Raw genomic sequence first — 3,760 nt, forward strand, 5'->3', positions numbered from 1 at the left:
CCCAGCGTCCAAGCATCGCTGGCGATCTCCTTGGATCGCGTTGCCGGTCAAGGCAACAATCGCAGGACACGATTCGATCCGTCCCTCAGCGATCCGCTTGTGAATTTCTTTGGTTGTCATAAAGCCATCGAGCAGCGGCATTTGGCAATCCATCAGCACGACATCGTAATGCTTTGCTTCGAGTGCGCGGAGTGCTTCGATTCCGTTATCAACAACGTCACACTGCCACCCACATCCGATGACAATCTCTTTAGCGAGTCGTTGGTTGGAGCGGTTGTCGTCGGCTAATAAGATTTGCGCGACCGGCGACGCTGTCGCAGCGAACGAAACATTGCCCGAATCCAATTGAAGCGGCTTTGATTTTGCAGGGGCTGAGTTTGAATTGGCTGAGCTTGAAGGGGGCATCGGAAGCGGTTCATCGATGTCGTGTGCTCGCTTGAATGTCGCGGTAAACCAGAACCGCGACCCTACCCCCTCTCGACTCTCGACGCCGATGACGCCGTTCATGTTTTCCACGATCGATTTGCTGATCGACAACCCGAGCCCCGTTCCGCCGTACTTGCGACTGATCGAGTTATCGACCTGGGAAAACGATTGAAAGAGGGTTCCGAGGCGGTCGGGCGGGATGCCAATCCCGGTGTCTTCGATTGAAAAAAGTAAAGTCACCTCGTCGCTATTTAGACGCTGCGGGTGAACGTAGAAGCGGACCTCGCCATGTTCGGTAAACTTGACCGCGTTGCCAAGCAAGTTAAGCAGGACTTGTCGCAAGCGATGACTATCGCCGATAACCTGCTGCGGCGGTAATTGCTGAAAATGGCAACTAAGCTTGATATGCTTCTCGTCCAGTTGAAGCGGCATACAGAGCACGACGTCATCCAACAGCGGACGTAGATCAAAGGGACGCTTTTCGAGCATCATGCGACCCGCTTCAATCTTCGAAAAATCGAGGATGTCGCTGATTAATTTGAGCAGCGCTTTGCCACTGGATTGACACGCATCGACGAACCGGCGTTGTCGATCATCCAGTTTCGATTCCGAAAGTAATTCGGTCATCCCGATCACACCGTTCAGTGGCGTACGCAACTCGTGACTCATGCTGGCCAAAAATTCGCTCTTCGCCTTGTTGGCGTCCTCTGCCGTTTGCGTTGCAGCTTCGAGCTGGACCGTGTGAATGGCAAGACATCGCATCTCGGCGACGCTTTGCCGGATCGTAATCAGCAACACAAGCTCTTCGAACATCAGCCATATCGTATGCTCGATCCAAATCCAATGCGACGCCGTGGCGATACCGAAAACCGACTCGGGCCACCATATTCCTCGGACCATATGATCCGCAGCCACAATCAAGGTCGGGGCAACAAGCACTTTCCAATCACGATACGAAGCCAAAAAGGCGAATGATCCGAAAATGTGAAAATGCATTTCGATTCGACCACCCGATAAATGGATCAGCAGACTCGAAAACAACACCTGACTGACTGCGATCACGTTCCGCGTGATCGAGCGACCCGGCAATAGCATCGCCATCGCAACCGGTAAACTCGCCAACAATCCACCGCCGAAGATCGCAATAATCATATGAGGATGGATGCTGCGATCGGCTCCGTTCCATGTGCTCGGCGAGTACCAACACGCGACTGCGATCGCGACCGCCCATTGCAGCACCATTAGCACTGCGAACATTCGATCGGTTCGGCGATAGATCGTAGCGGCGTGCTGATTGAATTGGGCCGATACGGATGCCGTGTACCGATCGGCGTCTCGCGAAGAAGACTCCTCGATCGCTCTCGAAAATGATACCGACGACGTTACCATGGCTCGGCCTCACCGCAGCGTCCCGCTGTACCGTCGTTTTCGGTCGAGGGGCTTGGCCCACATAGCGCACAACCGAATACTGGCGGCGATGAAGCATCAAGTTCCGCAACGGCGTCCGGCTGGTGGTTCAGAACCCTCCACAGCTGCTCTTGCAGCAATGCTCCGCCGACGCTATGACCTTCATGCCCGCGAGAAATCGTGATGCCGCCTGAAAAGATTCGCCCGGCCTGCGGGGAAAACAACATCACTGTGCCGCTGGTCGTCACACCAAATCGGGCGGTTTCGATGCCGTCGACATCCACATACAAGTCCGCATTCGGAAGCTGCCGAGCTCGCTTGTTGAGGGGGCTGTCGGTCCACTGAGAATCCGCGTTGCGAGGCACACTTGCCACCACCAAGGTTCTCGGGGTGGCGTTGGTAAGTGCGGCTGTCGACTCCAAGATCTTTTCGAGCTCGACCAACGTGGCCCTGGAACAAGGACACTGCGGGTGCAGAAAAAGTAGCAACGTGGAGCGGTCTGACGCGACCGGAAGCGACGAATCCGAAGGCCATGTCGCTGCCGAATTCGCAAGATTGCTCGCGTCGACTTCAAATCCGTACGCCGTGATCCAATAGCCGAAGCTCAGTACGGCGACCAACCACAAACACGTTAAAGTCGTCCATTTTAAACCGAGAGCCGCTCCACATGACGGAGGCACTGGCGACGGGGCCATTGGCAAAGGGGCGATCGCGGATTGGCAATCGCTTGGCGTAGGAATCATCGTCTGCCCCGACAACTGTGTTTCGCAAGTGGGCGGCGTGACACTCCAGGGGTCCGCCCTGGAACACTAGGACGTGAATGCGGCAGATGGAAGTAAAAACAGCTGAGAAGTAGCAGAATCTGCCGGCTCAGCGTCGGGGGAGGGCCGAAACGGCGTCAAACCGAGACGCACGCATGCATTGTCGGGACTTAAAAATCTGTTTGGGGGGGGCGGAACGTAGCCGAAGTGGGCGCGACGGATCGTTGAATTTTGCCGAACGGTCCGAAATCCGCACGCGAATCCCGAGGCGGTGGAACGAAGCAGCGCCGATCCACTCCTGGCTAGCGGCCGATCTAAGCAATGCGTGACGTGATCACGCTCAGCCACTTACTCGCTCGCGTGACGCGACATCGGGACCCTGGCAAATACGTTCAAATCTGCCGTGCGTTTCCCCCAGTTTGACCGTGTTGCGAAACGCGTCCCAATGGTGCAGGGCCGCTTCCTCGCAAACCACGACGGTTTGGTTACGGTCAAATCCACTCAAATTGACTTGAGATGCTCCGGCGCCGATCGCGTTGATGATCACCCACGACTGTGATTCCGGTGACGAATAGACAGGAGCAAGCCCTAGTGACGGCAACATTTCTGCGAAGAAATCAAAACCGTGAGTCAACACCCGCATGTAACCGACCCGCCTCGTTTCGCGAATGACCCGCGGCGAATGCTCGGAAAGCGATGCGATCCGCCCAAGTTCTCGACGCGTCGCATCAATCACCGAAGTAATCGAATGAAAATTCAAGCGTTGGATCGACTCGCTCGACGGAAACTCGACCACGTCCCAAGGTTCCCAGTCGCCCGCGGCGATCCAGCCGACCAAGATGGCAAGCCTGATGCTCTCGACTTGGTCGCGACGACGAGGTTCAAGTTTGGCGATCTGAGCGTATGAGCTCTCCAATTCACTCAGGGGCCAAGAAATCTCGGAGGGAATATTCCAGCGGCCTAGCAATTGAGACATCGTCTTGGATTGCGTGATACCGAAGATGCGTCGCTCGATTTCGCTTAGCGATCCCTCGGTCTGCTTTGCCACGGCAGTCATGATCTCGTACTCTTCGGGGAATTCGCTACACAAACCGACGCGTCCCTGCAAATGCATCACCGCACCAAGCACTAGCCCCGCCGTTTCACTTCGCTCACGCTGGTCCCCC

Annotated in this window: 3 protein-coding genes; all 3 read right to left on the reverse strand. The window is 55.9% G+C overall.

The window, feature by feature from the left end; all coding sequences use genetic code 11:
• A partial coding sequence (locus tag ABX962_RS32420; protein ID WP_372725834.1) for an ATP-binding protein occupies positions 1-1,683 on the reverse strand: 1,683 nt, incomplete at its 3' end.
• Positions 1,684-1,808: 125 nt separating this feature from the next.
• Positions 1,809-2,576, reverse strand: a complete 768-nt coding sequence (locus ABX962_RS32425) for a hypothetical protein (RefSeq protein WP_372725835.1) — start codon at positions 2,574-2,576, stop codon at positions 1,809-1,811.
• A 358-nt stretch (positions 2,577-2,934) separates the two neighbouring features.
• A partial coding sequence (locus tag ABX962_RS32430) for an HDOD domain-containing protein (protein ID WP_372725836.1) occupies positions 2,935-3,760 on the reverse strand: 826 nt, incomplete at its 5' end.

Source organism: Novipirellula sp., assembly GCF_041583735.1.
Lineage (GTDB): Bacteria > Planctomycetota > Planctomycetia > Pirellulales > Pirellulaceae > Novipirellula.

Bases quoted from the DNA above. Each gene is read 5' to 3' on its own strand.
- ABX962_RS32425 (WP_372725835.1), bottom strand. From the start codon at position 2,576: ATGATTCCTACGCCAAGCGATTGCCAATCCGCGATCGCCCCTTTGCCA.